The following is a 25,816-nucleotide window of genomic DNA, read 5'->3' as shown; positions in this document are numbered from 1 at the left end:
TTATTTATAGTTTGACTTCGGGTGTCCCAAAAATTTTATATGCAAATGTACGAAATAAAAATCGATTATTCACTATCAAGGAGTTAAAATTGAGACATCGGAAACCGTTGTTTTTCTATATATAAAAAAAGGATATTTGCAACATAAAAACCAAAATCTTTTTGCAAAATTATTCACAACTTTGTCACATCAAAAATAGTGCAACCCTTATCATGTTAAACAACACACGGACATATAGCGATATGTGGCAAAACTGCTTGGACCAGATCAAGGCCCGGACCTCCGCCGAGGAGTTCGAGAAGTGGTTTCAGCCCATCGTTCCGCTCGAATTCGACGGCACGACGCTTCGTCTGAGGGTTCCCAACGAAAGTTACGTCCGCCAGATCGAGAAGAACTACATCCCGTTCCTCAAGCCGATCATTTCGCAGCTCTACGGACAGCAAACCCGTCTCCACTACGCCGTGCCCCGCACGACGGCTCCGGCGGCGGTCCCCGTGGCGGCCGATTCGGACACGACGGCCATCTCGCGCTTCAATACGCAGACCAACACTGCAAATATAAAGAATCCCTTCGTAATTCCGGGACTCAAGAAGATAATTATCGACCCGCAGCTGAATCCGAACCTCACGTTCGCGACCTTCATCGAGGGCGAGTGCAACCGACTGGCCCGCTCGGCGGGTATGTCCGTCGCGGTAAATCCGGGCAACAACCCCTTCAATCCCCTGTATATATATGGAGATTCGGGGCTGGGGAAAACCCACATCGTGCAGTCGATCGGCCACGAGGTGCGCCAGCGCCATCCGGAGTTGCAGGTGCTCTACGTCTCGATGAACAAGTTCCAGGCGCAGTTCCAGACAGCCTACAAGAACGGCGAGATTCCCGACTTCATCCATTTCTACCAGATGATCGACGTGCTGATTATCGACGACATCCAGGAGTTGACCGGAAAGACGGGCACGCAGAACGCCTTCTTCAATATCTTCAACCACCTGCAGCTCGCAGGCAAGCAGTTGATCCTCACGTCGGACAAACCGCCCGTGGAGTTGAAGGACATCGAGCAGCGGCTGCTGACCCGCTTCAAGTGGGGGTTGTCGGCCCAGCTCAACACACCGGACTACGACACGAAGCTCAAGATCATCCGCGCCAAGGCGCAGAAACTCGGAGCGCAGATCACGGACGACGTGGTGGCGTACCTCGCGGACAACATCTCGGCGAACGTGCGTGAAATCGAAGGAGCGCTCTCGTCGCTGGTGGCGAACGCCTCGTTCCTCGGACGCAAGATCACCACGTCGCTGGCCAAGGAGATCCTGAAGGTTTACGTGAAACTCTACCAGAAGGAGATCACCATCGACCACATCATCGAGGTCGTATGCGAATACCTCAACCTGGACTTCGCACGCTTCAACTCTACGGAGCGTACGCGCGAAATCGCCCAGGCCCGGCAGATTGCCATGTATCTGGCCAAGCAGCACACCAAAGCGCCGCTCACGACGATCGGATCGGCGATCGGCGGCCGCAACCACGCCACGGTGCTCCACTCGTGCAAGGCCGTGTCGAACCTCATCGAGACCGACAAGGCATTCCGCCGCCAGGTCGAGGAGATCGAAAAGAAAGTGCTCGCCCAATAGGGTACACATACCGCCGATGCAAACAGAGGGTCGTGACAGATTTTGTCACGACTTTTTTTGTATATCCCGGTATCGTAACACACTTTTGGAAACCGGTTCGTTATCCGGAGCCGGCTGCAATCCGGTTTTGCTCCGTACCCGGTTTTTCGTATCTTTGTAAGGCCGGCGCCGGTCGTTCCGGCCCCCAAAACAGGAATCGAATGGATTTTCACGCAAAAATGATCGCCCCGTGCGGCCTCGATTGCAGCGTTTGCATCGGGGCGCTGCGCGAAGAGAACCCCTGCACCGGATGCTGGGGTCCCGACGACGCGAAACCGGAATTTTGTTCCTCGCGATGCAGGATCGCAACTTGCGCAGTCCGCAAAACGCTGCCCGACGGCTTCTGCGACGAGTGTCCGCAATATCCCTGCGCCGAAACGTCGGAGCGGGAAAACCGCTATATGAACGATTATCCGCTGAGCGAATCGCCGATGGATAACCTGGCGTTCATCCGCAAAGAGGGAATGGCCGCATTCCTGGAGCGCGAACGGGCAAAATGGAGCTGCCCCTCGTGCGGCGGCACGATCTGCGTCCACACGGGATGCTGCGCCGCCTGCGGAACGGACCATGCGCACCGAAAATCCCGACCGGAACAGCCTTGAAATCACTGAACATAAGATACATGGACCAACCCAAACTCGAACGCCTGCTGCGGCTGATGAAACTGCTGACGGCAAACACCACCTACAACGTCGACCAACTGGCCGAACGGCTCGACATGTCGCGCCGAACGGTGTACCGGTATATCGACACCTTCCGCGAAGCGGGGTTCGTCATCAAGAAATCGGGCGACTGCATTCGTCTCGACAAGGAGTCGCCGCACTTCCGCGACATCTCGCAGTTGGTACACTTCACCGAGGAGGAGGCCGTGATCCTGAAAAACGCCATCGAGAACATCGACGACACCAACATGCTCAAACAGAACCTCAAGCGCAAACTCTACTCGGTCTACGACAACAAGACGCTGGCCGACACGGTCGTGCGGGGCAAGAATGCCCCGAATATCCGGCGGTTGATCGAAGCCATCGAAGAGCGGCGCCAGGCGGTACTGCACGGCTATCAGTCGGCGCACGGCGGGGAGGTCCGCGACCGTATCGTAGAGCCTTTCGCCTTCACGACCAACTACGTACAGGTATGGTGCTACGACCTGGAGGATTGCAGCAACAAACTCTTCAAAACCTCGCGCATCGGGTCCGTAGAACTGGCCGGAACAGCGTGGGAGCACGACGGGGAGCATCGCGAGGGATTCATCGACGCCTTCCGCATGCACGGCGGGGCGCGCCATCGTGTGCGGCTGGAGCTGGGAATACTGGCTTACAACTTGCTGTGCGAGGAGTATCCGCTGGCCGAACGGGACCTCAAACCGTTGGGCCGGGGACGCTGGTCGCTCGACACGGAGGTAGCCGGGATGGCCGGGGTAGGACGCTTCGTCATGGGACTGCTGGACGACATCCGCATCGTCGATTCCCCGGAACTGAAGAACTACATCCGCGAATATATTGCGGTAAACACCCCGAAAGCGTAAATTTTTCACTATATTTAGACACACACAACAATTAAATGCAAGCGATATGAAACAAAACCACTTACTGACCGCCGGCGTACTGTGCCTGACATTCGCGGCCGCATCCTGCTGCCGGCAGACGCCTGCGCCACCTGAAAAAACCGCATCCGAACCCGTCTCCCTGAAAGATTACGGAGCCGAGCCCACGGTGCTGAATATCGAGACTTACACGCTCTCGAACGAAAATTTCCGGACTGCGCTGTGGACGGGCGGCAACCTGCAGGTAACGCTGATGTCAATTCCCGCGGGCGGCGACGTAGGCCTGGAGCAGCACCACGACATCGACCAGTTCCTGCGCGTGGAGGAAGGCACGGGCCAGGTGATGATGGGCGACAGCGAGGACAACCTCGACTTCGTGCGGGAAGTATCGGACGATTTCGCCATCATGGTTCCGGCCGGAAAGTGGCACAACATTGTCAACAAAGGCGACAAACCGCTGAAAATCTATTCGATATACGCTCCGGCGGAACATCCCCACGGCACGGTCCACAAAACCCAGCAGGAGGCCATGGAGGCCGAACACCATCATTAAACAGCCAATGGAATTAAAATCCCTGGCCGGTATCGGCTTCGAAACGCTATACGACGCTTTCGCGAAAGCTTTTGCCGACTACGAAGTCCGGATCGACGGGCCGCAACTCCAGAAAATGCTGCGGCGGCGCGGTTTTGTGCCGGAACTGTCGTTCGCGGCGTTCGAAGGGGAGCAGATCACAGCCTTCACGCTGAACGGCATCGGAAATTACGACGGTGTTCCGACGGCTTACGACACGGGAACCGGGACACTCGAAGCCTACCGGGGGCAGGGTCTCGCTACGCGGATTTTCGAACACTCGATCCCTTATCTGAAGAAGGCAGGTATCGGCCGATACCTGCTGGAGGTTCTCCAGCACAACGCAAAAGCCGTTTCGGTCTACCGGAAACTCGGATTCGAGGTCACGCGCGAATTCAATTATTTTTCACAGGAAACGGCCCGAATCGACCTTCCGGCAAAGGTTCCGGATTTCCCGTACTCCGTCCGCCGGATCGACATCGCCGAACACGACACGATTCCCGGATTCTGGGATTTCCGGCCCTCGTGGCAAAACAGCCCCGAATCCGTCGAAAGGGCATCGGGCGACCTGGTCAGCCTCGGGGTATTCGACGGGGATACGCTGGCAGGGTACTGCGTTTTCGAACCCAGCTCGGGGGATGTTACCCAGATCGGAGTAGACAGAAGACGGAGAAGACAGGGTATCGGATCGGCCCTGCTCCGGGAAATGGCCGGACTGAGCCGAAGCGGTATCCTGAAGGTTGTCAATACGGATACCGGCTGCGAGGCGATCACCCGCTTGCTCGAAAACCGGAACATTCCCGTCCGGGGAAAACAGTTCGAAATGATCAAAACACTCTGAAAAATCCGATCCCTGCCGTCTTGCCGATGGCAGGGATTGTTCCCAAAAAACGGCTACAACCCAAAAATCTCCGGTTCATTCGGGTAAAGCGATGCGTTCAGATTGCCGATTTCGCATATTTTTTTAGACGTGTCACAAGTTGACACAAACAAGCCGTTCCTTTGTAACGTGAACCAAAAACAAAACGACAATGGGAACAGCTTACAAAATCAAGTGCAAGCACTGCGGAGCGCAGTTCGAGCACTCCATGCAGCCGGGGTACGGCCTGCTGCCGATGTGCGTCGGATGCGGCGAATACGTCGAGACCGAGACAGCCATCCGGTGTCCGGCCTGCCTGCACCGGCTCAACACCACACAGGAGGAATTCAACGCGCAGATCGAAGTGACCTACCAGTGGGATTAGGCCGCAAAAAAGTCGCCGAGGAAGCGTGGAAATCGCCGGAAATTTCATATCTTTGAAAAATAATTCCTTTTCCCGAAAACGCTATGACACAGTTACAGGTGGGGGAGATGGCCCCCGATTTCAAGTCCACGACCCAAGACGGTGAAGCACTGACGCTTGCCGACCTTCGCGGACAGCGTACGATACTTTACTTCTACCCAAAGGACAACACTTCGGGTTGTACGCTCGAAGCCAAAAGCCTGCGCGACGGCAAGGCCGAGCTGGCGCGGATGGGATTCAGGATCATCGGCGTAAGCCCCGACAGCGAGAAGTCGCACCGCAGCTTCTGCGACAAACACGAGCTGAATTTCACGCTGCTCTCCGACACCGACCACTCGGTTTGCGAGGCATACAGCGTGTGGGCCGAGAAGTCGATGTACGGACGTAAATACATGGGCGTGCTGCGCACGACGTTCGTAATCGACGCCGAAGGCCGCATCGAGAAGATTTTCACCAAGGTGGACACCAAGAACCACTACCAGCAAATTATCGATTCCTATAAATAGCAAACAACAAAACGCAATATGGCAGAAAAAGCACAGGTAAATGCGGACAAGCTCAAAGTCTTGGACGCAGTAATGCAGAAAATAGAGAAGGACTTCGGCAAAGGCTCGATCATGCGCATGAACAGCACCGAGGTGAACGACATCCCGGTCATTCCGACGGGTTCGATCACGCTCGACATGGCGCTCGGGGTAGGCGGCTACCCCAAAGGCCGCGTCGTGGAGATTTACGGCCCCGAGTCGTCGGGTAAGACCACGCTGGCAATCCACGCCATCGCCGAAGCACAGAAGGCCGGCGGCATCGCGGCTTTCATCGACGCCGAGCACGCCTTCGACAGTTTCTACGCCCAAAAACTCGGCGTAGATGTCGACAACCTGCTGATTTCGCAGCCCGACAACGGCGAGCAGGCGCTCGAAATCGCCGATTCGCTGATCCGCTCGAGCGCCATCGACATCATCGTCATCGACTCCGTAGCGGCACTGACGCCGAAGGCCGAGATCGAAGGCGAGATGGGCGACTCGAAAATGGGCCTCCAGGCGCGACTGATGTCGCAGGCGCTGCGTAAACTCACGTCGAGTATTTCGAAGACCAAGACCGTCTGCATCTTCATTAACCAGCTGCGCGACAAGATCGGCGTCGTTTACGGCAATCCCGAGACCACGACGGGCGGTAACGCACTGAAATTTTACGCCTCGGTGCGTATCGATATCCGCCGCATGTCGGTCATCAAGGACGGCGAGGACCAGCTGGGAACCCGCACCAAGGTCAAAGTGGTGAAGAACAAGGTGGCGCCCCCGTTCAAACGCGCGGAGTTCGACATCATGTTCAGCGAAGGCATTTCGAAGATCGGCGAAATCGTCGACCTGGGCGTCGACTACGGCGTCGTCAAGAAGGCCGGTTCGTGGTTCTCCTACGGCGACCGCAAGATCGGACAGGGCCGCGACGCGGTCAAGGAGCTGCTGAAAACCGACGAGGAACTGCGCAACGAGATCGAAGCGAAGGTCCGCGAGGCCATGAAGAACAAAAAGGAGTAATGTATGGGGTATACTGCCGAGGATGAAGTACTTATAAAGGAAAAATGGGAGGACCTCCTGCTGTCGTGCACCAAGATTTGCAAGAACGACGAGGACTGGAACTTTATCAAACGTGCATTTTTCCTGGCCAAGGAGGCACATGAGGGGGTAAGGCGCCGCTCCGGCGAGCCATACCTCCTGCATCCTATTGCAGTAGCCAAGATTGTCATCGAGGAGATCGGACTGGGCGTGAAATCGGTCGTAGCAGCGCTGCTGCACGACGTTGTGGAGGATACGGAGTATTCCGTGGAGGACATGGAACGCATCTTCGGCCCCAAAATCGCCTCGATGGTCGACGGACTGACGAAGATGTCGGGCGTGTTCAACGCCGACACCTCCGAGCAGGCCGAATATTTCCGCAAGGTGCTCCTCACGCTCTCCGACGACGTGCGGGTTATCCTGATAAAGATCGCCGACCGACTGCACAACATGCGCACGCTGGGGGCGATGCCCATGAACAAGCAGATCAAGATCACGGGCGAGACAATCTACCTCTTCGCACCGCTGGCTTACCGGCTGGGCCTCTACTCGATCAAAAGCGAACTGGAGGACCTCTGTATGAAGTACCGTTTTCCGCAGCAGTACGCCGAAATCACGCAGAAACTGCGCGAAAGCGAGGCTTCACGCCGGGAGTTCATCGACAAATTCAATGCCCCGATCATCGCGGCGCTCAACCGCGACAATATTAATTACGAGATTTCGGGACGCGTGAAGAGCGTCTACTCGATCTGGAGCAAGATGCAACGCAAACAGATTACCTTCGAGGAGATTTACGACCTGTTCGCCATCCGCATTGTCTTCAAGTCGCTGCCTTTTCCCTCGGAAAAGACCCAATGCTGGCAGATTTACTCCACGATCACCGATATTTACACCCCCAAGCCCGACCGGTTGCGGGATTGGATTTCGATGCCCAAGGCCAATGGCTACGAGGCGCTGCATTCGACCGTAATGGGTCCCGACGGGGTATGGGTCGAGGTGCAGATTCGCACGCAGCGCATGGAGGACATCGCCGAACGCGGATTCGCCGCCCACTGGAAATACAAGCATGCGACCATTTCGCAGGACGAAGACGAATTCGACAAGTGGCTGAAACAAATCCGCGCGGCACTGAACAGCCCGACGGAGAATGCCGTGGACTTCCTGGACAACTTTAAGTTATCGCTGTACACATCGGAAATAGTGGTATTTACGCCGAAGGGCGAAGCCCGGAAAATGCCGTTCGGAGCCACCGCCCTCGACTTTGCATACGACATCCACTCGAAGATCGGCAACAGCGCCATCAGCGCTAAGATCAACCACAAACTCGAACCGATCACCACACAGATCAACAGCGGCGACCAAATCGAGATCATCACGGCCGACAATGCCCGGCCCAAGCCCGAATGGCTCGAAATAGCGACCACGGCGAAGGCCAAGCAGTCGATCAAGAGTTTTCTGAAACGCGAGCGGCAAAATAACATCGAGCGGGGTATGCAGATGCTGGACGAGAAGATGAAGTCGCTGAATGTCAAGCTCAGCGGCCGCGTTCTGCGCAAGATCACCCCTATTTACGACAGCAAAAACAAGGAGGAGTTATACAGCAAAATCGGCGCGGGAATCGTCTCGCTCGACAACCTGGACAAAGCCCTCAAAGTCAACTCCAAGAGCAAGATACTCAAGTTCTGGACCCTCTTCATCCCCAAAAAGGAGGAGGAAGAAGCGGACGACATGCCCATTCCGGGCGAAATCGCCCCGGCGGAAGAGGCTCCGGCCGCAGATCCTCAATTCGAGATCGCAGAGTGCTGTAAACCCATTCCGGGCGATAAAGTGGTAGGGTATCGCGACCCTGCAAGCGGGAACATCATCGTCCACAAGGCAACGTGCGACGAACTCAACCGCCTTGCGACACAGTTCGGCCGCAACATTGTCAAGGAGGAGATCAAATGGTCGCAGCACAAGGCGATGTCCTACCTGGTAACCATGGAGTTGCGCGGCATCGACCGGCAGGGTATCCTGTTGGACCTGGCAAAGCTCGTAAGCGCCGATTTCAACATCAACATCCGCGAAGTGAACATCCACAGCCACGACGGCATCTTCGAAGGCAGCATAAGTCTCTACGTAAAAGACGCCGAAGGCCTGCATGCCGTAATGGACAAGGTACGCAAAATAAAGGGTATAGAGAGTGTCAAACGAACATTAAGCTAAACGGTTATGGAGGATTTTGCATCTGTCATATGGATCGTAATCATCGTAGGCGCGATGATATTCAACGTCGTATCGCAATCGCGCAAAGCCCGCGGAAAGGGCGGTCACGCCCCCCAGCACGGCGAAGCCTGGCCTTCGTCCGCGACCCAGACGCCCGAATCGGCTCCGAGACCGGCGCTCCGCCCGGAATTGCAGCCCGTTACGCCCGCTTTTCCGGACGAATGCCAGAGCCTGGAGGAGATTCCCGCCCAGGAGTATATACCCGAATATACAGAGCTGAAAGCCGCCGATTCCAAGCATTTCCGGCATCAGGCCACCGATCTGTCCAAGCGCAACGCAGAAACGGACGAAATTGCAGCCCATTCCCTGACGAACAACGCGCCGGAAACGGCGGCAACAGGCCTGGTCGAAGAATTCAACCTCCGGCAGGCAGTGATTTACTCGGAGATACTGAAGCCCAAGTTCGAGGAACATCTTTAATATGCAGCCATGACACCCGAGGAATTACGCTGGCGGGCAAGTGCTTATGACCCGGACAAGGCGAAACGCAATCTGAAACTGCAATACATCCTGCTCGGATGCGCTATCGCCGCAAGTATCGGATGGGGAATTTACTTATTCTGTACCGATGTCATCTCCCGGGCGGACTGGTTTGGAGCGTTAGGGATCGCCCTCTCCCTCATCAGCATCCTTCTCGGCATTGTCAATAACAGGCGCATTCTCTCGAAAAAAAAGCCGTGGGGCGACATTTAGCAGCCACACACTCTTTCCATAGCAGAAAAATCTCAATAAACAGCAACGATATGACACCCCAAGAAGAGAAATGGCTGGAGGAATACCGACGGCGGAAAGCCGCAGAAACGGCCAAGATGCAATCCCGGGTACTTTGGATCTGTGGAGTGCTGTTCGCGGTATGGGCGATTATCCTGCTTTTTTCGGAACCGGGCAGCAAGTTTACATTTTCGGACAGCCTGCTTCTGATGACGATCGTCATCAACGCAGGCATGGCCATACGGGAACTTATCCGCAGTAAACGAATCGCCGCAGGCAAAAAAAACGCCGAAACGACGGGCAACGACACGGAAGAATCACGATAACTTTAAAATCAAGTAATATGGCAACTATTTTTTCACGTATCATTGCGGGGGAGATCCCGTCGTACAAAGTAGCCGAAAATGAGGACTACTACGCATTTCTCGACATCAATCCGCTCACGAAAGGCCACACGCTGGTCGTCCCCAAAAAAGAGGTAGACTACATTTTCGACCTCGACGATCGGACATTAGCGGGTATGATGGTCTTCGCCAAAGAGGTTGCAGGTAAAATCAAGCGGGAAATAGCATGCGCAAGGGTCGCAGTGGTCGTTTTAGGGCTCGAAGTACCCCATGCACACATCCATTTAATCCCCATTCAAAGCGAAAATGACGTGGATTTCCACCGCGAAAAGCTCAAATTAACACCGGAAGAGTTCCGCGAAATCGCCGATAAACTCTCGAAATAAGAGATTGTTAACAAATATATAACAGGCTGAATTTAAGCCGGATAGTGAGTTATAAACACTATCCGGCTCTTTTTTATTTAACATAATATATCCGAAATCCTCAGATGTTAATAATTTGTTAGATAAGGATTCGGAAATACTCCAAAAATACCTCAAATTTTACAAAATAGGGCAGGATATTTACAAATGTAAATAACAACTCCCTGCTTAAATCCCTGCATTGATTACATTTGTAAACCATGCGATCGTACAACATCTGTTAATAGTTACATTTGGAAGAAATCTGCAAAACCCTTGTAAACTTTCCTAAAAGGGATATATCGTACGGGTTAAAACATTAAACACCGCACAATATATATATTAATTATCAGTAATTTATATAATTTAATTAAAGCTACGCAACACCTAACAGCAAGGTTATGGATCGTTAGTGCGTATATACCGTAATTTGGCATCATATCACATAATAAACAAAGAAAAACCAGCTACTTAAGTATTATTATATAAAATAATACTTCAATAGATTGATTAGGGTCATATTTAACCATATTGTTTTATTTACACTTGTAAACTTTATCCACACTTATTAACATTTTACAAATGTAGATTCCGCTTGTTTTACAAAAGAAAAAACTTTATATTTGTAAAAAATTACGTCGATGAAGGAAAAAATGCTCGATTTGATGAAAAGTGAAGGTTTGAAGCCCAGCCAACTCGCCGAGCTGCTCGGAATCAAACCGGCGGGAATCTCTCATATTCTCGCCGAACGAAACAAACCGAGCTTCGACATGCTACAAAAGATTCTCCGGAGGTTTCCCCGGCTCAATCCCGACTGGCTGCTGCTCGACTCGGATCAGATGTATCGTGACAACACAGACGGTACTCCCAGGCAACCTGCGCCAACTGCGGCTGCCGGACCGGCGATCACTGACGGATTATTCGGAGCACCCGGAAGTTCGCCGACCAAGGCTCCGCATCAGGAGGCAACCTCGGCGATACCCGAAAATTCGGTTCCGACAACTGCTGTTCCGTTTCCCGGGGCCCGGACGGATGTGACTGTCCGGCGGATCGTGGTATTATACGACGACATGACCTTCGAGAGTTTTACCCCGACAAAGCGCTAAAAATTGCATCCGAAAAAAAATTTCTGAATATCGCACGTACAGGAGGATAAAATTAATAATAGTCCAAGGCTCGAAGCCCACAACGAAACCGTTGTTGTCCGCGCGGAATTTTCAGATACGTCAGGACTTGAGTTTGCATCCGGAAACGCGGAACCTGAGCGGAAGCGTATTTATTTCGCCATCCAAGTAATTGCTCCCTGGTGGATCACTCCGGAAACAAACAAACCGTCCGCCAGCCTCAAACAATATGAAATAAGACTAAAAAAGCACCCCAAAAACGGAGTGCTTTTTTGTTTGCGAACATCTCGGCACACAACGTGCTGGGATCAGATTTGAATTAATATTACTATTATGTTAAATTATATAGTTGATAAATGATTATCAACTGATTATACCTTATTATAACTACTTATTAGCGTACCAGTAGATGCCACCGACGAAGGCTGCACCGCCGACAATATTACCCAAGGTGGCAGGAATGAGATTGGCAAAGACAAAATCCGCCAAAGTGACCGAGGCTCCATGCATCATACCCAGCGGAATGAAAAACATATTGGCGACGCTGTGTTCATAACCGATTGCTACAAAACACATTACAGGAAAAAACAGGCCCAATATCCGGCCAGCTACATCGTTGGCACTCAGCCCCATCCACACAGCAAGGCACACCAGCCAGTTGGCGCCGACACCACGCAGAAACACCGTCAGCCACGGCATCGAAACCTTCGCTTCGGCAACCCCGACAGCCGCAGAATACCACGACTCGGCAGAGAGCATCCCGGGAAGTTTCACGAAAAAATAGGCAAAGAACAGGGAGCCGATAAAATTGCCGATATACACCAACATCCAATTTTTCAATACCTTACACCATCCATAGCGTCGTCCTAACGCTCCGGGGACCAATACGGCATTGTTGCCTGTGAAGAGTTCCGCTCCCGCGAAAACGACCAGCATAAGCCCCAGCGGGAAAACAAGGCCCGAAAGCAGCCGCTGCAAGCCCGGCTCTGAGGCCATTGCCGGGAAGCCATACCCTATCACAATGGAAAACAAGCCTCCCATAGCGATATAAGCTCCGGCAAGGAATGCAAGAATCAGGACTTTACGAACAGGTAACGAAATTTTATCGGAGGCGGATTTTTCCACCAGGGCGAGGACCTCTTTCGGGTTATTGATCGGCATACAGGGATTTTAATCGGGGGCCAAAGATAAACATTTCAGCCGAAACGACAAAAAAACGGCTCTCGGGAATGGTCCAAATATCGGCCGGAGCGATGTCAAAGACTCGCGATATATCGGACAATAGAATGCGATGCGAGTCTACGGAGCATTCTGACCACACGAACATAAAGACAATGCTTCCCGGCATATTTCCGGGAAGCATTGTTCGGTTATCGGTACATCCGGCCGTTCCGAATACAGTCCGAAGCCCGTCCGGGAACGATGAGAAAACCGTAGTTATACACCTTTTCACACAGCCGGTACGGCATTTCCGGGCGCGCCTTGATACTCCAGGAATCGGTTCCGCCGACCCCTGCCTGCACGAGGTCGATATTCACAGTCAGCCTGTCGGGTGAACACTCCGCTTCGGAGATATGCTCGGCCCTTTCGAGCGCCTCCGGCGAACAGCGGCGGACGGCGACGCTGAGCGGCTGGCGGCCAATAAACTGCACGCCGCGTCCGGCTGCGTTCCGCAAACTGAGCCAACGGACACCGGTCCGGTTGCCGTTCTCCTGCGGGCGGACATAGTCGTAGCAGAAATCGTCGACCCGGCCGTCATAGACCGAAACAAAGGCCGAAAGGCAACGGTCGGAATAGTTTTCATGCGGTCCCCGTCCATAGAACGTCATCCGATCATAATCGGCACTGCACTGCGTCTGCATGCCGACGCGGAGCATCTCGGGCAACTGCGGGTTCAGATGCCGGAGGGCATAGCCGACCTCGACAACTCCCCCGCCGCCGATAGTATAAGTCAGCGTCAGGGACAAGGTGTCGGGAATCGACTTCTCGACGGTCACAACTACCCTATCCGATCCTTTTGAAATTGCTAAATCTCTGACTGTCATTCGATTTTCGGCCTGTTTCCAAAAATCCAGAAGAACGTCGGTTTTCCAACCGCGGCGGTCGTTGTCGGTCGCCGCACGCCAGAAATCGGGTTTCAACGGGCCGCAGATCACCGGGCGCCCGTCGAGGGAACAGGAAGTCAGATAACCGCTCGAACGGCTAATTACGACTTCGGCTGCTCCGGATGTAAATAACAGACTGTCAGCATATTCCAGCATCACTACCCTACCCTGCGGCAGATCACGCTGCAAAGAGTTCAACGCGCTGATTTTCAACTGCTCGGCGGCAACTTCCCAACCGGCTTCGGCGTAAGGACGCGCCTGCGCCTCGTGAGCCGAAAGCCGGAGCCAGTACTCCGCGCCGGGAATTTGGCGGAAAGGCTTGCAAGGTACTGAAATCTCGACGCTCTCACCTGCCGCCGTCGGCGGAACGGTCAACGTACCACATTGAAGTACACGGCTTTCGTCGCGAAGTTCCCACTTATAGTCGTAAACGTCGGTCGAAGCGAAAAAATTCCGGTTGACGACGCGGATTCGCCCCTGTGCCGGGTCTACCGGTTCGAAGACAATCGGCTGGAAGACATACTTGCACTCATACATCGCGGGTTTCACCGTACGGTCGGGCGCAAGGAGACCGTTGATACAGAAATTACCGTCGTGAATCTCTCCCGCCGGTTCGAAATCACCGCCGTAGGCCCAGCAAATGCGGCCCGAGGCGTCGCGCCGTTCGATCCCCTGGTCGATCCAATCCCAGATATGCCCGCCCAGCAGGCGTTTGTGGCGGCGGATAAGCCTCCAATAGTCGTTCAGTCCGCCTGTGGAGTTGCCCATCGAGTGGGCGTATTCGCACAACAGCACGGGCCGCGAGATGTAGGGCCATTCGGCCAGGAATTCCAGCTCTTCGAGCGTCGGGTACATGCGGCTCAGGATGTCGACATAAGCCGGGTCGTCAGGGTTGGCCATCTCGGCAAAACGCGCGGCCGCCTCTCCGGCGGCTACGACTTCACTGGTGGCCACAGCGGCCTGTGAACGGCTTATGGGACGGTAAAGCGGGTGTTCGGGCACGCCCTGCGCTCCTTCGTAATGGATAAAACGGGTCGGATCAGCATCTTTGGTCCAGGCGGAAACCGCCGCAAAAGCAGGTCCGCAGCCCGATTCGTTGCCCATCGACCAACCGATGACCGACGGATGGTTCCGGTCGCGTATGACCATGCGCGTGACGCGTTCCAGAAAAGGCGTGATCCAGTCGGGATCGTTGGCCAGCAATCCCCGCACGCCGTGCGACTCGACGTTCGCCTCGTCGATGACGTACAGGCCGTAGGCATCGCAGAGATCATAGAGATAGGGATCGTTGGGATAGTGGCTCGTGCGCACGGAGTTGAAGTTATATTGCTTCATCAGGCGGATGTCGGCCTCGATGTCGGCCCGGGAGACCGTTTTGCCCGTGCGGGCGTTGTGGTCGTGGCGGTTGACGCCGTAGAGTTTCACCGGAACGCCGTTAATAAGGAGTTCTTCGCCGCGGACCTCGACTTCGCGAAAACCCACACGGACGCTCCGGGACTCGACGACCGCGCCCTGCGCGTCGCGGAGCGTCAGCACGAGCGTATAGAGGTACGGCGTTTCGGCCGTCCAGCGGTGCGGGGCGCGAACCAGCCGCTCCATCAGCGGATAGTAGACGTTGTCGCGCTGGGGATAAACTTCCGTCACGATCTCCGCGGCAGGGAGATTCCACGGCGCATCGAGGCAGGATTTGCCTGCCGCATCGAAGAGTTCGGCCCCGAGCGTCCAGCCCGTGAGGTCGCGCCCGGCGTCGTTGCGCAGCGACGGCCTAATTTGCAGCCGGGCGTCGGTGTAGTCGTTGATCATTCGCGTGCGGACCCCGAAATCGCGGATGCAGACCCGAGGCGCGGCCGTCAGGAAAACTTCGCGGTAGATGCCCGCCATGCGCCAATGGTCGGCATCTTCGAGGTAACTGCCGTCGGCCCATTTGCAGACCTGCACGGCGACGCTGTTACGCCCTTCGCGCAGGAACGGAGTCGCGTCGAACTCGGAAGGCAGCGCCGAATCCTCGGCGTAACCGACATATTCACCGTTGACCCAGACATAATAAGCCGAATAGACGCCCCCGAAATGCAGCGTGACATCCCGGTCGCGCCACGCCGCAGGGAGGTCGAATTCGCGGTAGTAACTACCCACGGGATTGTTGCGGCAAATGCGGGGCGGATCGACAGGAAAGGGATAACGGACGTTGGTATAGTTGGGAAAGCCGTAGCCGTGCATCTCCCAGCAGGAAGGCACAGGAATCGTATCCCAGCCTTCGATGCGGTCGCCGCCGCGGAAAAAGTCGCAGGGACGCTCCCGTACATCCGGATCGAAACGGAAACGCCACGCCCCGTCGAGGAAAAGGATCGCCGAAGCGCTGCGGTCGCCGCGGAGCGCCTGCTGCGGGGAGTCGTAGGAATAGGAGGTAGCACGCATCGGCAAGCGGTTGACGGCGTTGACATGGGGATTCTCCCATTCGGCGGGAGGTGCGGCGGAAGCCGTACCGCAAAGCAGCAGGACCGGGACCAGGAGGTTACGCAAGGATTTAAGCATAGGTTTGATCGTTAAAACAGGGCGGTCCTTCCGAGAACCGCCCTGCGCTTGGTTGTTTCAGAAAAAACGTCGGTTACCGGCGGATAATTTCGATCGTCATCCGGTTGAAATCGAGGCGAAGCAGGTAGACGCCCTCGGTGAAGGCCGGACCCGTCGCAAAGTCGCCCGTCTTATGGCCGTCGCTCGGCTCGATGCCGTCGACAAGGATATTTTCGGGCGACTTGGTGAAGTTATAGGACTGGAATTCGCTGCCCCAGCCGCACTGCTGGAAAATCTTGAGGTTGATGCTGCGCGAAATGTAAAGCAGGGCTTCGAACACCCCGTCGCCGGTCTTCTTGCAGAACGAACGCTGGTGAACGTCGACCGTCCAGTTCCAGCCGTTGCCCGACCAGTCGACATCGAGCGAATAGGGAGGCTGCGGGAAGCCGAGACCCATGCCCGATATCCACAGCGCAGCGGGATAGGTCGCACCGCGCTGCTCGATATAAAGGCGTGATTTGGAGAGGTTGTAGTAAAGCGTATACGCTCCGTCGAGACCCACGAATTTCACCTCCGAATCGGAAACGGATTCGAAGAAATTGGGGTCGACCGCCGTAGCGAGGCCGCCGATGCCCGTGACGGTATAAGTTTGTCCGGAGGCGAGCGAAAGCGTAGCTTCCTGGTAGCCGTTGTAGGACGACGGTTGCAGCTCGGCGCCGCCGAAGACTACGGCCAGGTCGAGCACCGTGCGGAAGCTGACAGCGTCGAAATTCATCTTCTTGATGATCGCCGCCGGATTGACATCGGAAGGAATCCCCGCCGCGGAAGCGTCGGTGACGACAGCAACCTGGCCATCGACGAGTCCCCAGACAATCGAAGAGTAGTCGATCTTACGGTCGGCGGTGAGTTTCGCAGCGATCTTGTAGGATTCGAAATAAGGCGCCTTGACCTCCGCCGAATAGCGGTTGTCGGCGCTGCGGGGCAGTTCGTAGACATCGCCGCCGCTGGTCACGAGGTAGACCTCGTCGCCCAGGACAGGGCGTTTGACCAGCACGTTCTGCGCTTCGGAGAGCGTCACCGAAGCGGTTTTGTGGAGGGAGTTGACTACGTCGAGCGTCACCGCGGGATAAACGTCGCCGTCCATGCCCGAGACGAACGGAACGGTGAACGTATGTTCGACATCGGCATCGCCGCCCGTAAGACGGAACTGTTCGGAGACGATCTCGTTGCCGCCCACCGTCACGGTCAGCGTCGCACGGCGCACTTCGTTGTCGGAATCGGTGATGTGCGCCCGAAAACGCACGCTGCTCCCGGCAACGATCTCCGCGCCGGAACCGGCGGCGGGTTTGAGCGTTGCCGTGACGACCTCCGGAGCCGATACGACGGGCCACTCGGGCCACGCCACATCGGGAACATCGTCGTCCTTACAGGAGGTCATGGTGCAAAACGCCACGAGCACAACGGAAAACGCCATGCGTATATTCCTCAGTTTTCGTTTCATAATTCAGTCAATAGTTAAAAATTAAACGGTTTTTTCGAAACCTTTTAAAAACTCCATCCATCTATAAGACGAACCAGCGGCAAAACCCCACATAATTTTTTATTTTCGTAAAAAATGCGTAGTATTGTATTCAAATCGGGGCGGCCGACAGGCAATACGGCCACTCGTGCAGACACGAAACAAACTCAGAAAATGGCGGATATCAACGAGGACGGGCTGTTATTGTGCAACATGGGCAACGACAGCGACGAGGCGTTTGCCACCCTGTTCCGGAAATACTACAAAGACCTGGTGCTGTTTGCGGGGACAATCCTCCGCGAACAGGAGGTTTGCGAGGACATCGTGCAGACCATCTTCCTCAGGCTGTGGGACAATCGCAGCCGGCTCCGGATCGAGACTTCGCTGAAATCCTACCTCCTGAGCGCCGTACGCAACAGTTGCATCGAGGAGATCCGCCACCGGAAGATTGTCTCGGTCCACCAGCAGGAAACCCTCAGCGGCAGCGTGTTAGGCGACCACGATACGGCCCGCTACATTCTCTACTCCGACCTGAACGACCACTTGCAGGAAGCGCTCGGCAAACTGCCCGAAAAGTTGCGTGAATGCTTCGAAATGAACCGTTTCCAGAACCTCAAATACCGGGAAATCGCAGAACGGCTGAACGTCTCGGTGCGGACGGTCGAAGTGCGCATCGGCGACGCGCTGAATCTGCTCAAAACTTACCTGGGCGAATTTTACACCGCAATATGCATTATTTTGCTTTCGGACGTGTGGTAAAACCCCGCCGAACCGTCATATATATGAGTATAGTGTATTTTCAAGACAACAAGGACGCATGGACGAACAACAAAATATACGGATAGCCAGATACCTCGCAGGCGACGCCACGGAACAAGAACGCGAAGAACTGCGAACCGAACTGGCGCAGTCGGAAGCGCTACGCGAAGAGTTCTTCCGGCTGAAAAACCTGTGGGAAACGGCCCATCCGGCGTTCGACCCCAAGCGGATCGACACCGACGCCGCATTGCGTAAAGTGCTGGCACAGTGCACACAACCGCCTCAGGCAGTTGCGCCCCGGCCGACACTGGCCGACCGGTTCCGGCACATTGCCGCCGTGCTGTTCATCCCCTTGCTGGCCGCCTCGCTGTTCTTCGCGTGGAAGGCGGCGGACCGCACCGGGGAGACCATTGCCTTCAACGAAGTGACGGCGCCCTACGGAACCATGACAAGGATCGTGCTGCCCGACAGTTCACGCGTATGGATCAACACGGGCAGTTCGCTCGAATACCCCTCCCGCTTCCGGGCCGGCGAGCGACGCACGGTGCGTATGACCGGAGAGGCCTATTTCGAGGTTCACGCCGATGAAAAACGGCCGTTCGTCGTCGAAGTCGGCGACCTGAGCGTCACGGCCAAAGGCACGGCGTTCAACATCAACGCCTACGACATGCTCCGCGAAACCGTCGTGACACTGGTCAGCGGCAAGGTGGACGTTGCGGCGGGCGGCGTGGAAAACAGACTCCTGCCCGAACAGCAGTTGAGCTACTATGCCGACGGCACGATGCGGATAACCGACGCGGACACGTTCCGGGGAACTTCGTGGAAAGACGGCATTCTCGCCTTCCGCGACGATGCGCTGAGCGACGTTTTCAACCGCCTGGGCCAGATATACCGGGTGCAGTTCGAGATCATGGACCCGGAACTCGGCGACTACGTCTACCGCGCGACCTTCCGGGGCGAGACGTTCGACCAGATACTGCGCCTGCTGGAGATCAGTGCGCCGATCCGTTTCGAGGAACAGCCCCGCCACCAGGAATCGGACAGCGGATTCTCGGAGAAAATTATCCGCGTATACAAAAATCAATGACCGTTCGGAAACCAATGAAAACGGGCCAATCGACCGGATGGCCCGTTTTTTCGGTTGTATAACTCCCGCGATCCGGGGAGAATGTGAAAAAAGATGTGGGGTTTTGCACGTGGTTCGTCTTATTTATAGCCGCGGTCCTGAAGCCGCGGCCGAAAAACCAAACTAACCCCTTTTTTATTGCAGAAAACCTTTTACCTCCTCCATCCTCCCAAAAACCAAATCAATCGAAACAAAACTACAACGTCAATCATGAAACAAATCCTATTTACGTGCTTCACGTGCATGTGTCTTCTTTGGGTCTGTTCCGCACACGCCCAGGGCAAAACCGTCACGCTGAATAAATCGAACGTACCGCTGACGGCCATACTGGACGAAATAGAGAGCCAAAGCGGATATTTGTTCCTCTATAACAAGCAGGTGGTCGGGGTCGACAGGGCGGCGTCGCTCAACGTCACGAAAGCCCCGCTGACCGATGCGCTGGAAAAACTTTTCGCCGGAACCGACATCGCCTACACGATCAAGGGACAGCAGATCGTGCTGACCAAACGCGAAGCCGCAGCGAAAGAGAGCCGCAAAGCCGACGGCGTACAGGGCCGTGTGCTGGACCGGAAAACCAAGGAACCGATCGTCGGTGCGACGGTGATCGTCGAAGGAACCACCAAGGGAACCACGACCGATTCGCAGGGCCGGTTCCGGATCGAAGGCAACAAAAACCTCGTACTCAGCATCTCCTACATCGGCTACACGACACAGACCGTACGCGCTGCGGCGGGGACCGGGATCGAGGTATACCTAACCGAAGATGTCAAGCTGGTCGACGAAGTGGTTGTCGTGGGCTACGGCACGGTGTCACGCCGCAACCTGACCACGGCCATCGCGCAGGTGAAGCCCGACGACGTGCCGAAAGCCGCGAACAGCAACATCTCGCAGATGCTGCTGGGACGCGCCGCAGGTCTCCAGGCCACGGTCAACAGTTCGCAGCCCGACGGTAAGGTGAACATCTCGATCCGCGGTGCGGGCAACCCGATTTACGTCGTCGACGGCATCGTCATGCCTTCGAACACCATCGGGCTGGGCAGCGCAACGGGGCTTCCGAGCAACGTCAACCGCGCCGGCCTGGCGGGTCTCAACCCCGCGGACATCGAGTCGGTCGAAGTGCTGAAAGACGCTTCGGCGGCCATCTACGGCATCGGGGCCGCCGACGGCGTGATCCTCATCACGACGAAAAAAGGCTCCGAGGGCGCTCCCCGGATCAGCTATGAAGGCAGCTATACCTTCACGCGCAATTACAAGTACCTCGACGTGCTCGACGCACAGGAGTACATGAACATCGCAAACGTATACAGCAAAGAGAATTACCTCTACAACAACAAGCAGTACCCCTACGGCGGCCTGGCCTACGACGGACGCTGGACACCCGTATTCTCGCCCGAAGAGATCGCCGGGGCCACGACGACCGACTGGACCGACTACGTGCTGCGCAGCGGCTACTCGACCAATCACAACCTGACGGTAAGCGGCGGCACGAAGCACGTCACCTACTACATGGGCGGCAGCTACTTCGACCAGAAAGGAACCGTGTCGAACTCGGGGATGACCAAATATACGTTCCGTGGCAACTTAGGCGTGCAGTTGTTTCCGTTCCTCAAACTCTCGTCGGCCTTCAACGCCAACCAGAACCACTACACCAACGGCATGGTGGGCGACGACGTGGGCAACCGCGGCAACACGGCCGGAGGTTCGCTCAGTTCGGCGCTCCTCTACCCTTCCTACCTCCCGCTTCGGCAGGCGGACGGTTCGTACACCATTTTCAACAGCGTTCCCAACCCCGCATCGTACGACGATATTCAGGACAAGACCAAACAGAACGACTACATGCTCAACTTCACGGCCGACCTGAATATCTGGAAGAACATCATCACCCTAAAAGGCGTGTACGGTATCAACCAGGAAAACATGCGCCGTTCGACTTATGTGCCGTCGTCGATCTACTTCGACCGCATGTACAAATCGCGCGGAAACATCGGCTCCGAACGCCGCCGCAACCAGACGATGGAGGCCATGCTCCAGTTCTCGAAGAAATTCGCCGACATCATCCAGGTCGACGCCCTGGTCGGAATGGGTAAGTACCTCGAAGATTACGAAGGCTATTCGATCTCGTACGAGGATACCAACGACCTGATCAACGAGCACAACATCTCCTCGGCCGCCGGAAAAATCACACCGGCCTCCTACACGGGTAAGAACCAGAAACGTTCGCAGTTCGCAAAGCTGAGCGTCGACCTGCTCGACCGCTACGTGGTCGCCGCAACGCTCCGCCGCGACGGTACGGACAAGTTTTTCCCCAACAAGAAATACGCGTTGTTCCCCTCGGTGTCGGCGGCCTGGAAAATATCCAACGAATCGTTCCTGCGCGATGTCGAATGGGTAAGCCTGCTGAAAATCCGCGCCAGTTGGGGCAAATCCGGACAGGACAACCTCGGAAGCTCGCTCTACGGCGTCTACAAACCCAGCGATTTCAAGGTGACATTCAACAACAACTCCACGTTCTACATCCCCTACCTGCTGATGAGCGCCGACTACCCCGACGTAAGCTGGCAGAAGACCACGATGAAAAACATCGGCGTCGATTTCTACCTCTTCGACGACCGCCTGTCGGGAAGTTTCGACCTCTACCGCAACGACGTGACCGACCTGCTGGGCAACGCCTCGACTTCGCCGCTGGCCATTTTCTCGTCGCGTCCGATCAACGGTGCGCATTTCTACCGCCGCGGCTGGGAGATCACGCTCAATTCGGTCAACCTCAAGGGTAAATTCGAATGGAGGACCAACCTGACCCTCTCGCGCGTACAGCAGTTCTGGAAAGAGCGGATGCCCAACTACGACTACCAGGCCTACCAGCAGCGCGACAACGAACCGCTGGCCGCGATGTACTACTACAAGATAGACGGCTACATCAACATGGACCGCAGCAACATGCCCGAATCGCAGAAATCGCTGCAGGCGACAGCCCAGATGCCCGGATGCCCGATCATCGACGACAAGAACGGCGACGGCGTCATCGACATCAACGACATCCACATGCGCAACACCACGCCCGACCTCTACATGGGCTTCGGCAACACGTTCGTATACAAGAATTTCGACCTCGACATCTTCATGTACGGCCAGTTCGGCGCCTACAAGTATAACATGGCCCTGAGCGCGGCACAGGCCGGACCGCTGGTTAACACCCCCGCGCCCAATACCAACAAGTACGCTTACCGGCTGTGGAACTCGCAGATCAACCCCAACGGAACCCGTCCGGGCATCGCGTACAGCAAGATGGGAGCGCTTCCCGGCGGCTGCGGCGTGAATGCCGACATGGAGAACGCCTCGTTCATGCGCATCCGCAACATCACGCTGGGGTACACCATTCAGGGCAAACTGTTCGGCCCGGTCCAGAAGTACATCAAGAGCATCCGTGTCTATTTCGACGTTCAGAACCCCTTCGTAATCACCAAGTACACGGGTTTCGACCCCGAAATCTACACGGGCCAGAACGAAGCCCGCGGACAGTTCCCGCAGGTACGCTCGTTCTCGCTCGGCGCCAAAATCAACTTCTAAACACAACCTAAAACGACACATCGAAAATGAAACGTCTGAAAATATTCGCCTGGACGGCTGCGGCGCTCATCACGCTGAGCGGCTGCGAAAGCAATTTCGACCCCGAAATCTACGGCAGCCTCTTTCCGGGAAACTTTCCTTCGACCGAGGCCGAGTACGAAACCTACGCCATGACCTGCTACCTGCCGTTTACCAACACCTGGACCTATTATATCGGCGACAGCGGCACACAGCACAGTTTCTACATTCCCGAAGGCGGCGTCATCCGCATGTTCGACTCGCCGTCGGACGCCATGGCGCCGTGGCTGGTCGGCGGATTCGGCGAGTGGGCCGAACTCTCGAAGGCCAACTTCAACAATACCTACTACTACCAGCGCGGCTGGGTGGGTGAGAACAACCCCTGCCACATCGGCAAACTCTCGCAGATTACCCGCTTTACGGAGATCATCGGCCGGCTGGAGAAGGCCAGCGCCGATATTCTGTCGGACAGCAAGCGCAAGCAACTGCTCGGCGAAGTGCACATCTGCCGCGGCCTGATGATGTACTACCTGCTCCACATCTACGGACCGGTTCCGGCGGTGCTGAATCCCGACGACGTGATCAACGACGCAGTGCTGGAGAACCTCGTGCGCCCGACGCTCGACGAAATGTGCGGATGGATTGCCGCGGATTTCGAAGAGGCGATCAGGAAACTGCCCGAGACCGTCTCGGAACAGGGCCGCTATACGGCCGACTACGCCCGTTTCTGCCTGATGAAGCACTGCCTGAACGAAGGTTCGCACATGACGGACTACTACAAACGCGCCCTGGAGATGTACGACGAACTCAACACGGGTAAATATTCGCTTTTCAAGCAGGGCGTCAACCCGTTCAAAGAGATGTTCTATGCGAAGAACGACTTCTCGTGCGAGATTATCATGGCGCTGAGCTGCGCCCCGGGCGCCGACGGCGGCAGCCAGAACGGCAACTTTTTCCCGCTCATGATGCTCGCCACGCCGAGCGACGCGTCGAAAAAGAACGGCGACGGATCGCCCAGCCCCTTTGCCAACCAGGGCGGCGGCTGGATGCGGACGCCTTTCAATGTGGCTCCGACGCTTTACGACAGCTACGACGGAAAAGACCAGCGCCGGGAGGTAATCCTCTCCGAATACTGGATCAAGGCCGATCCGAGCGACAGCGGAACCCCGACCCAGAAGCGCGGAAAAGAGGATATCGGGATTTCGTGGGACGGATATATCATCAACAAATTCCCGATCGAGAATCCCGACGGATTCCAGGCCAACGACGTGCCGCTGGCCCGCTGGGCCGATGTGCTGCTGATGATGGCCGAAGCGGAAGTGCGCCAGAGCAACGCAGCGCCTTCGACGACTGCCGTACAGGCGGTGAACGACGTGCGCAGCCGTGCCGGACTGGGCGGACTGAGCGCCGAGCAGACCGCATCGAAAGACGCTTTCCTCGATGCAATCCTCGAAGAACGGGCCAAGGAATTCCTCTACGAAGGCATGCGCAAGATCGACCTGATTCGCTTCAACAAGTATGCGCAGGCGTGCTACAAGGCCAAAAAGATCAGGCCTACGCACCAATACATGCCCCTGCCGAACTACATCGTCGAACAGGCCAAGAACTACGGCAAGACGCTCGAACAGACCTACACCCGTCCGGGCTGGGAGGCAGACCTCAGCGCCGCAAGATAATTCCAGAACCCTAAACCGAAAACAAAGCAATGAAAAACATATTATATATCGCTACGGTACTGCTGCTCAACCTGATCGGATGCTGCGGATGCGACAGCGACACGAAAAACACCCCTACCCCCGACACGCCCGCCGAAGGAGGTTACCTTTTCGCCCACATGAAAGACTCGGACTACGGCGGGATATACTACTACATCAGCAAGGACGCCAAACAATGGACCGTCCTGAACGACGACAAGACGATCGAACCCCGTTACAGCGGCCATCCCGACATCATCAAGGGCGCCGACGGACGCTACCGCATGATCGGCGTGACGCGCACACTGCCCAAATTGCTCGTACTGTGGGTTTCCACGGACCTGGTGACGTGGCAGACCGACGGAGCGATTCCCGATGCGGCCATCATGGACACGCCGGGATACCATCCCGACGGCTGGTACAGCGCCCCGAAACTCTTCTACGACGCGGATTCGGGCAAATACCTGATCACGTGGCACGCTTCGCGCAATGAGGTGGCGGAGGGTTCGGACCAGTGGTGGAGCGAGATGCGCACGTTCTACATGACGACGGCCGATTTCAAGACGTACAGCAAACCCGCGCGGCTGTTCGACTTCAAGAGCGAAGAGTTCAGGGACGCGGCGACGATCGACGCCATCATCCGCAAAATCGGCGGCTCGTACTACGCCGTTTTCAAGGACGAGCGGTCGAACGACATCGCTCCCACGGGTAAAACCGTACTGATCAGCAAATCGGCGGCCCTGACGGGACCTTACAGCGAACCGATCAGCGTCGTGACCCCGAAAACCGAAGCCGGAAAAACCGACAACTGGCACGAGGCGCCGACCATCGTCGAGCAGCCCGACGGCAAAGGGTGGTACATCTTCGCGGAGCGTTACCCGACCGAATACGTCCGGTTCGAAGCCCCGGACATCGAGTCGGCAACGTGGCGCCAGTACGTCATCGGCATCCCGAACGCCCGCCACGGCGTGATGGTCCGCATCACCGACGAGCAATATGCCGCAATCGCAGCGAAATACGGCTTCTGACACTGATTCGGACGGCCTGTG

22 protein-coding genes are annotated in these 25,816 nt (G+C 55.9%); 19 read left to right on the top strand and 3 right to left on the bottom strand.

The genetic code is table 11. The features are described from left to right. The first annotated feature begins 212 nt into the window (after positions 1 to 212). From dnaA to I2E69_RS06560, 14 genes are all read left to right on the top strand, one after another. Positions 213 to 1,628 (top strand): chromosomal replication initiator protein DnaA, encoded by a 1,416-nt coding sequence (dnaA, locus tag I2E69_RS06625; protein ID WP_195460154.1) that lies wholly within the window; start codon positions 213 to 215, stop codon positions 1,626 to 1,628. A 200-nt stretch (positions 1,629 to 1,828) separates the two neighbouring features. Continuing rightward, on the top strand, positions 1,829 to 2,269 hold the full coding sequence (locus tag I2E69_RS06620; RefSeq protein WP_229095409.1) for a DUF3795 domain-containing protein: 441 nt from the start codon (positions 1,829 to 1,831) through the stop codon (positions 2,267 to 2,269). 20 nt (positions 2,270 to 2,289) lie between these two features. After that, positions 2,290 to 3,192 carry a helix-turn-helix transcriptional regulator gene (locus tag I2E69_RS06615; protein WP_195460152.1) on the top strand — a complete coding sequence of 301 codons (903 nt, stop codon included), beginning with the start codon at positions 2,290 to 2,292 and terminating at the stop codon, positions 3,190 to 3,192. Positions 3,193 to 3,238: 46 nt separating this feature from the next. After that, positions 3,239 to 3,763 (top strand): cupin domain-containing protein, encoded by a 525-nt coding sequence (locus I2E69_RS06610; RefSeq protein ID WP_195460150.1) that lies wholly within the window; start codon positions 3,239 to 3,241, stop codon positions 3,761 to 3,763. 7 nt (positions 3,764 to 3,770) lie between these two features. Next, positions 3,771 to 4,622, top strand: coding sequence for a GNAT family N-acetyltransferase (locus I2E69_RS06605; protein ID WP_195460148.1), 852 nt, complete (start codon positions 3,771 to 3,773; stop codon positions 4,620 to 4,622). A 190-nt stretch (positions 4,623 to 4,812) separates the two neighbouring features. Next, complete coding sequence (locus I2E69_RS06600; RefSeq protein ID WP_195460146.1) at positions 4,813 to 5,025, top strand: hypothetical protein; 213 nt, start codon at positions 4,813 to 4,815, stop codon at positions 5,023 to 5,025. An 83-nt stretch (positions 5,026 to 5,108) separates the two neighbouring features. Then, a complete protein-coding gene (bcp, locus tag I2E69_RS06595) occupies positions 5,109 to 5,570 on the top strand; it encodes a thioredoxin-dependent thiol peroxidase (protein WP_195460144.1) in 462 nt (153 codons plus the stop codon). A gap of 18 nt (positions 5,571 to 5,588) precedes the next feature. After that, a complete protein-coding gene (gene recA, locus I2E69_RS06590; protein WP_195460143.1) occupies positions 5,589 to 6,602 on the top strand; it encodes a recombinase RecA in 1,014 nt (337 codons plus the stop codon). 3 nt (positions 6,603 to 6,605) lie between these two features. Further along, positions 6,606 to 8,825, top strand: a complete 2,220-nt coding sequence (locus I2E69_RS06585) for a RelA/SpoT family protein (protein ID WP_195460141.1) — start codon at positions 6,606 to 6,608, stop codon at positions 8,823 to 8,825. Between the two features lie 6 nt (positions 8,826 to 8,831). Beyond that, positions 8,832 to 9,305 carry a hypothetical protein gene (locus I2E69_RS06580; protein ID WP_195460139.1) on the top strand — a complete coding sequence of 158 codons (474 nt, stop codon included), beginning with the start codon at positions 8,832 to 8,834 and terminating at the stop codon, positions 9,303 to 9,305. A gap of 9 nt (positions 9,306 to 9,314) precedes the next feature. Then, on the top strand, positions 9,315 to 9,578 hold the full coding sequence (locus I2E69_RS06575) for a hypothetical protein (protein WP_195460137.1): 264 nt from the start codon (positions 9,315 to 9,317) through the stop codon (positions 9,576 to 9,578). 50 nt (positions 9,579 to 9,628) lie between these two features. Then, positions 9,629 to 9,922, top strand: coding sequence for a hypothetical protein (locus I2E69_RS06570; protein WP_195460135.1), 294 nt, complete (start codon positions 9,629 to 9,631; stop codon positions 9,920 to 9,922). A 17-nt stretch (positions 9,923 to 9,939) separates the two neighbouring features. After that, positions 9,940 to 10,326, top strand: a complete 387-nt coding sequence (locus I2E69_RS06565) for an HIT family protein (protein ID WP_195460132.1) — start codon at positions 9,940 to 9,942, stop codon at positions 10,324 to 10,326. 659 nt (positions 10,327 to 10,985) lie between these two features. Beyond that, the gene (locus I2E69_RS06560) at positions 10,986 to 11,450 is read left to right on the top strand and encodes a helix-turn-helix domain-containing protein (RefSeq protein WP_195460131.1); all 465 of its coding nucleotides are present in this window, start codon (positions 10,986 to 10,988) and stop codon (positions 11,448 to 11,450) included. Between the two features lie 405 nt (positions 11,451 to 11,855). On the opposite strand, the gene I2E69_RS06555 is transcribed toward I2E69_RS06560, so the two are convergent. From I2E69_RS06555 to I2E69_RS06545, 3 genes are all read right to left on the bottom strand, one after another. Continuing rightward, on the bottom strand, positions 11,856 to 12,629 hold the full coding sequence (locus tag I2E69_RS06555) for a formate/nitrite transporter family protein (RefSeq protein ID WP_195460129.1): 774 nt from the start codon (positions 12,627 to 12,629) through the stop codon (positions 11,856 to 11,858). A 209-nt stretch (positions 12,630 to 12,838) separates the two neighbouring features. Continuing rightward, positions 12,839 to 16,105: a glycoside hydrolase family 2 TIM barrel-domain containing protein gene (locus I2E69_RS06550; protein ID WP_195460128.1), complete on the bottom strand. Its 3,267-nt coding sequence runs from the start codon at positions 16,103 to 16,105 to the stop codon at positions 12,839 to 12,841. 73 nt (positions 16,106 to 16,178) lie between these two features. Continuing rightward, complete coding sequence (locus I2E69_RS06545) at positions 16,179 to 17,558, bottom strand: DUF5125 domain-containing protein (protein WP_195460126.1); 1,380 nt, start codon at positions 17,556 to 17,558, stop codon at positions 16,179 to 16,181. Between the two features lie 219 nt (positions 17,559 to 17,777). Between I2E69_RS06545 and I2E69_RS06540 the strand changes: the two genes are divergently transcribed. The 5 genes from I2E69_RS06540 (at position 17,778) to I2E69_RS06520 (ending at position 25,795) form a co-directional block, all read left to right on the top strand. Then, positions 17,778 to 18,362 carry an RNA polymerase sigma-70 factor gene (locus I2E69_RS06540; protein WP_195460124.1) on the top strand — a complete coding sequence of 195 codons (585 nt, stop codon included), beginning with the start codon at positions 17,778 to 17,780 and terminating at the stop codon, positions 18,360 to 18,362. A gap of 58 nt (positions 18,363 to 18,420) precedes the next feature. Further along, positions 18,421 to 19,449 (top strand): FecR family protein, encoded by a 1,029-nt coding sequence (locus tag I2E69_RS06535; RefSeq protein WP_195460122.1) that lies wholly within the window; start codon positions 18,421 to 18,423, stop codon positions 19,447 to 19,449. Positions 19,450 to 19,698: 249 nt separating this feature from the next. Then, positions 19,699 to 23,055 (top strand): SusC/RagA family TonB-linked outer membrane protein, encoded by a 3,357-nt coding sequence (locus I2E69_RS06530; protein WP_195460120.1) that lies wholly within the window; start codon positions 19,699 to 19,701, stop codon positions 23,053 to 23,055. A 26-nt stretch (positions 23,056 to 23,081) separates the two neighbouring features. Then, positions 23,082 to 24,749, top strand: a complete 1,668-nt coding sequence (locus tag I2E69_RS06525) for a RagB/SusD family nutrient uptake outer membrane protein (RefSeq protein ID WP_195460118.1) — start codon at positions 23,082 to 23,084, stop codon at positions 24,747 to 24,749. Positions 24,750 to 24,778: 29 nt separating this feature from the next. Then, complete coding sequence (locus I2E69_RS06520) at positions 24,779 to 25,795, top strand: hypothetical protein (RefSeq protein WP_229095408.1); 1,017 nt, start codon at positions 24,779 to 24,781, stop codon at positions 25,793 to 25,795. The last annotated feature ends 21 nt before the right edge of the window (positions 25,796 to 25,816 follow it).

It is taken from the genome of Alistipes sp. D31t1_170403_E11, from assembly GCF_015553985.1.
In the GTDB taxonomy this organism is placed as follows: Bacteria; Bacteroidota; Bacteroidia; order Bacteroidales; family Rikenellaceae; genus Alistipes; species Alistipes montrealensis.
Note: the sequence above shows the minus strand (reverse complement) of the source record. Positions and strands in the feature narration are given on the sequence as shown.

Bases quoted from the DNA above. Each gene is read 5' to 3' on its own strand.
- I2E69_RS06545 (WP_195460126.1), bottom strand. From the start codon at position 17,558: ATGGCGTTTTCCGTTGTGCTCGTGGCGTTTTGCACCATGACCTCCTGT.
- I2E69_RS06565 (WP_195460132.1), top strand. From the start codon at position 9,940: ATGGCAACTATTTTTTCACGTATCATTGCGGGGGAGATCCCGTCGTAC.
- I2E69_RS06585 (WP_195460141.1), top strand. From the start codon at position 6,606: ATGGGGTATACTGCCGAGGATGAAGTACTTATAAAGGAAAAATGGGAG.
- I2E69_RS06550 (WP_195460128.1), bottom strand. From the start codon at position 16,105: ATGCTTAAATCCTTGCGTAACCTCCTGGTCCCGGTCCTGCTGCTTTGC.
- I2E69_RS06580 (WP_195460139.1), top strand. From the start codon at position 8,832: ATGGAGGATTTTGCATCTGTCATATGGATCGTAATCATCGTAGGCGCG.
- I2E69_RS06535 (WP_195460122.1), top strand. From the start codon at position 18,421: ATGGACGAACAACAAAATATACGGATAGCCAGATACCTCGCAGGCGAC.
- I2E69_RS06570 (WP_195460135.1), top strand. From the start codon at position 9,629: ATGACACCCCAAGAAGAGAAATGGCTGGAGGAATACCGACGGCGGAAA.
- I2E69_RS06520 (WP_229095408.1), top strand. From the start codon at position 24,779: ATGAAAAACATATTATATATCGCTACGGTACTGCTGCTCAACCTGATC.
- I2E69_RS06615 (WP_195460152.1), top strand. From the start codon at position 2,290: ATGGACCAACCCAAACTCGAACGCCTGCTGCGGCTGATGAAACTGCTG.
- I2E69_RS06555 (WP_195460129.1), bottom strand. From the start codon at position 12,629: ATGCCGATCAATAACCCGAAAGAGGTCCTCGCCCTGGTGGAAAAATCC.
- I2E69_RS06610 (WP_195460150.1), top strand. From the start codon at position 3,239: ATGAAACAAAACCACTTACTGACCGCCGGCGTACTGTGCCTGACATTC.
- I2E69_RS06605 (WP_195460148.1), top strand. From the start codon at position 3,771: ATGGAATTAAAATCCCTGGCCGGTATCGGCTTCGAAACGCTATACGAC.
- I2E69_RS06560 (WP_195460131.1), top strand. From the start codon at position 10,986: ATGAAGGAAAAAATGCTCGATTTGATGAAAAGTGAAGGTTTGAAGCCC.
- I2E69_RS06620 (WP_229095409.1), top strand. From the start codon at position 1,829: ATGGATTTTCACGCAAAAATGATCGCCCCGTGCGGCCTCGATTGCAGC.
- dnaA (WP_195460154.1), top strand. From the start codon at position 213: ATGTTAAACAACACACGGACATATAGCGATATGTGGCAAAACTGCTTG.
- recA (WP_195460143.1), top strand. From the start codon at position 5,589: ATGGCAGAAAAAGCACAGGTAAATGCGGACAAGCTCAAAGTCTTGGAC.
- I2E69_RS06575 (WP_195460137.1), top strand. From the start codon at position 9,315: ATGACACCCGAGGAATTACGCTGGCGGGCAAGTGCTTATGACCCGGAC.
- I2E69_RS06540 (WP_195460124.1), top strand. From the start codon at position 17,778: ATGGCGGATATCAACGAGGACGGGCTGTTATTGTGCAACATGGGCAAC.
- bcp (WP_195460144.1), top strand. From the start codon at position 5,109: ATGACACAGTTACAGGTGGGGGAGATGGCCCCCGATTTCAAGTCCACG.
- I2E69_RS06600 (WP_195460146.1), top strand. From the start codon at position 4,813: ATGGGAACAGCTTACAAAATCAAGTGCAAGCACTGCGGAGCGCAGTTC.
- I2E69_RS06530 (WP_195460120.1), top strand. From the start codon at position 19,699: ATGAAACAAATCCTATTTACGTGCTTCACGTGCATGTGTCTTCTTTGG.
- I2E69_RS06525 (WP_195460118.1), top strand. From the start codon at position 23,082: ATGAAACGTCTGAAAATATTCGCCTGGACGGCTGCGGCGCTCATCACG.